Annotated in this window: 1 protein-coding gene; it reads right to left on the bottom strand. The window is 68.9% G+C overall.

All coding sequences use genetic code 11. The annotated features are described in order from the left end of the window. The coding region (locus tag RUU78_RS17810; protein WP_313918813.1) for an SDR family NAD(P)-dependent oxidoreductase at positions 1-5,763 on the bottom strand (5,763 nt) is incomplete at both ends.

Genomic DNA, 5,763 nt, shown 5'->3' with positions numbered 1-5,763 from the left:
AGAACGTGTCGAGGTCCGGCGCATCCGGATAGCGGCCCGACATGCCGATGATCGCAATCGCATCGTGGCTGCCGGCAGCGCGCGGCGCGGCCGATCCGGAACGCGTGGCGTGTACTTCCGGGGTCGGCGGCGTGACATCGCTCGCTTCCGGCGTTGCCTCTGGCGTCGGGGCCAGCACGGCGCTGTCTGCGATCGGCGCCGGGGTCGGCACCGCTTCGTCGGTACGCTGCGCCATCAGCTGGACGAGGTACTGCGCCAGTTGCTGCACGTTCGGAAAGTCGTAGATCCGCGCCGCCGGCATCGACAGGGTGTAGCGACGATTGATCGTGCGCACCCATTCCACGCCGATGATCGAATCCAGTCCCATTTCGGCAAAGGGTTTTTGCGGCTCGACGTCCGACACGTCCATGTACAGCGCGTCGGCCAATGTCCGCGCCAGTTCCGCCTGGACCTTGTTCGTGTCGGGCGTCCTGTCGATGCGCGTCGGCATCACAGCCGCAGGCGTTGAGCCCTCCCCTTCACGGGGAGGGTGGGCTGGGGGCGGTGTTTGCTGGGCGACCGGTTCGTGCTGCACCGCGGCGGCCATGCTCGCCGTCACTGCACGTGCCGGCGCCGATGTCAGCCGCGTCAGCGCGATGCCGGCCGGCTTTCCGCTCGCACGCGCGGCGCGCGGCGTACGTTCCGCCAGCGCGGCGGTCGCGACCAGTGCAATACCGCCAGCGGACTCCTCGTCGACGCGACGGGTGGCCTCCACGGTGCTGACCGCCGCAGATGTCTCCAGCGCAGATGTCTCCAGCGCCGCTGTCTCCACCCAATGGAGGTCCCGCGCAAACGGATACGTCGGCAGCGCCATGCGCCGCGGCGGCGCAGCGCCGAACAGCGCCGCCCACGGCAGCGCATAACCCTGGCAATACAGGTCCGCCAACCCGTACAGCGCCTCGTGCGCATCGCGGCCGTCGACCGATCCGGTCGACACGCGACCGATCAGTTCCTGCCCGTACTGCAGCATCGTCTTCTGCCCGCTGAATTCGCGCGGCACGACGCCGGTGAACACCTTCGCAGGCCGTTCGCCAGCTTCGGCGCGCGCGAGCAGATGCAGTGCGTCCTCGACATCCTGCGCCACGATCACGCAGCGATGCGCGAAGTGCTGGCGCCCGCACAGCAGCGTGTAACCGAGCGACTGCACTGCCGCGGCATCCCACTCGCGTGACCGCAGCACAACGCTCAGATCGCGCAACCGCTGCTGCAAGGCCACGGCGCTTTTCGCCGACAGCGCCAGCAGCCAGTACGGCGCCACGCCGGTGGGCACCGCTTCGACCGGCGCCTCGGCCTCGCGCACCACCATGTGCACATTGGTACCGCTCATGCCGAACGCGCTCAGCGCCGCATGGCGCGGTCCGTCCGACAGCCATGGCCGCGTCTGCCGGTTGACGTGGAACGCGCTGCGTTCCCAGTCGATGTATTCGCTTTGCTCCTCGCAGTGCAGGCTCGCCGGGATCTGGCGATGCTGCAGCGCCTGCACCGCACACACCAGGTTCACCAGCCCCGAGGCGGCAAAGGTGTGACCCACATTGCCCTTGGTCGAGGTCAGCGCGCAGAACCCGCGCTCGGCCGTGTGCGCGCCGAACACCTCCTGCAGCGCATTGACCTCCACCGGATCGCCCAGCCGCGTGCCCGTGCCGTGCGTGACCACATAGCCGATCTGCCGCGCATCGATGCCCGAGCGCGCGTACACCTCACCGATCAGTTCCGCTTGCGCGGCGCCGTTCGGCGCCGTGATGCCGTTGGTATGGCCGTCGTAGTTGATTCCGCTGCCCACGATCACCGCACGGATCGGATCGCCGTCCGCCTGTGCCCGCGACAGCCGCTTGAGCACCACCGCCACCACCGCCTCGCCCGGTACCAGGCCGTTCGCACGGCGATCGAACGCATAGCAGCGTCCGTCTTCCGACAGCATCCCGGCCTGGCTCATTCCCCAGTACGCATGCGGAGTCAGCATCAGGTTCACACCGGCCGCGATAGCGGTGTCGCATTCGCCGCTGCGCAGGCTCTGGCAGGCCTGATGTGCGGCCACCAGACCCGACGAACACGAGGTGTTGAGCGCCATCACCGGACCGCGCAGGTTCAGGAAATACGACAGCCGCGACGCGAGGATCGCATCGTGATTGCCCGTCAACGTGGCCTGCGTGCCAGCCAACCACTGATACTCGCCCTGCTCCGCGCCGACGAAGACGCCAATCTTCTGCTGCGTGCATTGCGACTGCCCGTACGCGGCGTCTTCCAGCGCATTCCATGCTTCCTGCAACAGCAGGCGCTGGCGCGGGTCCATGCCGAGTGCTTCGCGCGGCGAAATCTCGAAGAACGCCGCGTCGAACTCGGCGACGCCGGGCACCGCGCCGAGCCACTTGCTCGTTATGCGCTGCGCGGACGCAACACTGTTGTCGTAATAGCTGCGCCAGTCGAAGCGATCCGAGGGGATCTCGGTGACCGCCTCGCGCGCGTCGACCAGGGTGTTCCAGAATTCCTCGACTGTACGCGCCTGCGCGAAACGGCCGCTCATGCCGACGATCGCGATCGGCTCGAGCACCGACGGCGCAGCGGCGATGTGCGCATCGGCGCTGCGCTGACGCCCGCGCGTGCGTGGGATGGGCGGAGCCATCGCGCGAGGCGCCGCCATGGGCGCTACCGGTACAGCGGCGACGTCCTGCTGGTAGAACGCCTGCAGCGGTGCGACGTGCCGTGACAGCAGGTAGGCGACCACCTGTTCCAGCGTCGGATGGCTGAAGAAGACCGCGGGCGTCAGCTCGATCGCGTAGTGCTGCGAAATGCGACGCGCCCAGTGCGCCAGCAAGATCGAGTCGAAGCCGTAGTCGACCAGGTTCTCCTGCGCGTGGATCTGGTCATGGCCAAGCTTGAGCAGCTCGCCGATCTGCGCCTTCAGCTCCCACTGCACGCAGTCCTCGAGCGACAGGCCGCGCAGCTCCGCCCGGCGGCGCGCCGGGCTCTGAGCCGGAACCACCGCCGCCGCCCGTTCGGGCGCTGCGTTCTCGCGTGGCCCCTGCATGCCGAGCGTGCGTTCGATCCGCGCGCGCTGCCCGACCATGACGAGGTAATGACCAGCCGGCTGGGCGAGTGTCTGCTCGAGCACGTCGAGCCCCGCCTGCGCGCTCAGTGCCGCCTGGCCACTCGCCTGCAGGTACAGCGCCAGGTTTTCCGCGTCGGCGACCTGCATCCCGCCGTCGGCCCACACAGGCCAGTCGATCGCGATACGCCGGCCCGGGCCTGCCACATGTTCCGCGTAGGCCATCTCGAAACGATTGCCCAGTGCGTAGTCGCCGCTGCCAAAGTCGCCCAGTACCGCCGCGCTCGAACCGAAGTAGCACACGAACGCGAGAGGCTGATCCTGCATCACCTCATCGAGCACCTGCGTGCCGCGCACCTTCGGCGCCAGTACGCGCGCGAATGCATCGGCGTGCTTGTCCAGCAGCGACCCCGCCTCCAGCACGCCGGCCGCGTGGAACACGCCCTCGATCGCGCCGAAGCGCTCGACGGCCCGCGCCACGCCGTGACGCATCGCCGCTGCATCGGCGACGTCGGCGGCGACATAGAGAACTTCGCCACCATGGCGAGTCCAGGTCTGCAGCTCGGCCTGACGCGCGTCGTCCAGCTCACGCCGGCCGCTCAGGACCACGTTGGCCGCATAGCGTTCGAGCAGATGGCGTGCGACCACGGCACCCAGGCCACCGGCACCGCCGGTGATCCAGTACACGCCGCCGTGACCCAGCGCGTTCGATGCCGCGGTCAGCGGCTGTTCCTGCACCTGCAGCACGTAACGACGGTCCGCGTCGTGGCGCACGCTGCGCAGTGACGCGGCGCGCAATTCCTGCCACAGGGATTGCGTCCACTGCTGCACGCTGGCCGAGCTGCGCAGCGCGCCGTGCCGTACCAGCACCGCGACCGGCAGCGACGGGACCAGTACGCCCAGCGAACGCTCGATCCCTATCCACGACTCGGCATGGCAGCGCGACAGCGCATCGCCGTACGCCGTGCACAGCAGCAGCCTGCCGCACGACAGACCCGAGGCGAACAGGCCTTGCAGCAGCGACAGCAGGCTGCGCCAGTCGCCCTCGCCAGCGGATTCCCGCAAGGTCACGCCGACGACCACGGCGTCGACCTTGCCGTGTTCTTCGGCGAGCAGGGTCGACACGCGACGACAGCTCGCACCGTCGTCGCGTACGAAGACGTAGCGATTCGCGCCGATGCGTTGCTCGGCGTCTCCGGGCAGCACGCAGACCGCCAGCGCCTGCGGCGCGATCTCGCGCAGGGTCTGCTCGACGTCATCGGCCATCGTCGCGTCCGCGACGAAGCACACGATGCGCGCGATGTCGTGCGCCGGCTGCCCGGGCGGCTGCGCCAGCCAGCGCTCCTGCAGGATCATCAGTTCCGCGGCTGCCGCGGCATCGTTCGGGCGCTCTGCCGCGGCGAATGCCAATCCGTGCAGTGCGGCGCACACGGTGCCGTGCTCGTCGCACAACTGCACGTCGACGCTCGCCGTATCGGCCGTCGAGGTGTTGCGCAGCAGCGCGTATCCGCTATCGCCGAGGCCGGCGAACAGCTCCAGGGTGTCCAGGCTCTGCGGTGCGAGAGATTTGCCGAGCAGCTCCTGCGCGGCCTGCAGGACCGTCTCCAGTGCGGAGGGCCGCAGCAGGCAGGCGGATTCGATCGCATCCGTGTGTTTCGGCAACCCCCATGGCACCACCATCGATGCCGGTGCGGCCTCTTCGGCCTGCAGCCGGTCGATATCCACCGTCGTGACTTCGCCACGGGTGCGCAGCGCCGTGCCGCAGCCGTGGATCGACCGCATGCCCGGCTCGGGCTCGCTGAAGATCTCGTATCCGACCGGACCGGTGCTGGCCCCATGCAGGGCAATGTGCATCGGTATCGGATGACCGTCGAAACGGGCCGGCTGTGGCCAGCTCACCGCCCGCAGGCTCAGCCCCTCGCCATCGCCGAGCTTCCATCCGGCCGCGAGTTCCAGCGCCGCCCGCGCCATCTCCAGATGCAGGAGAGCATGCTGTCCGTTCGCGCCGAGTTCGCTGCTGAAGCGCTGCTCGTCGAGGTCGGATGTGTTCCGCTGCACCAGCGGATGCAGCATCGCGACCACGGTTGCCGGCACGCGGGTCGTTGACGGCGCAATCCAGTAGCGCTCCTGCGCGAACGGATACGTCGGCAGCGATACGCGCCTTGGCGTCGTCGCGCCGTACAGTCGCTGCCACTCGATCGCGAGGCCCTTCACCCACAACTCGAGCAGCTTGCGGTGCTTGCCGCGCGATAGCCACTTGCCGACCAGTTCGTGCATTTCCTCGTCGGCGGCGAACGCGGCCAGCGTGTCCCGGCCGCTGCGCGTTTCCCCGTCGTGGAGATCGTCGATGTGACGCTCTCCGGCGACATACCGGCGCAGCTTGTCGCGCAGCTGGTCCACGGAGGTCGCCGTCAGCGCGAGACGATGCGGCATCGGCTCGCGGCCGGCCTGCAAGGTGTAGGCGATGTCGGCGAGATCACTGTCGTCGAGCCGTCCCGCTTCGCTGAAGGCCAGCAGGTCGGCGGCTCGCTGCCGCAGGCGTTCGGCGCTGCGCGCCGACAGGACGATCACGCGATCGAGGCCCGAGCGTCGCGCCGCTTCGGGCGGCGCACCGCGTGTCGCCCGGTATTCCTCGATCACCAGGTGCGCATTGGTGCCGCTGTAGCCGAACGAGCTCACCG

The sequence above is a fragment of the Tahibacter sp. genome (genome assembly GCF_032229445.1).
Taxonomy (GTDB): domain Bacteria; phylum Pseudomonadota; class Gammaproteobacteria; order Xanthomonadales; family Rhodanobacteraceae; genus Tahibacter.
The sequence above is the reverse complement of the archived record's forward strand: the minus strand, read 5'-3'. Positions and strand labels throughout refer to the sequence as shown.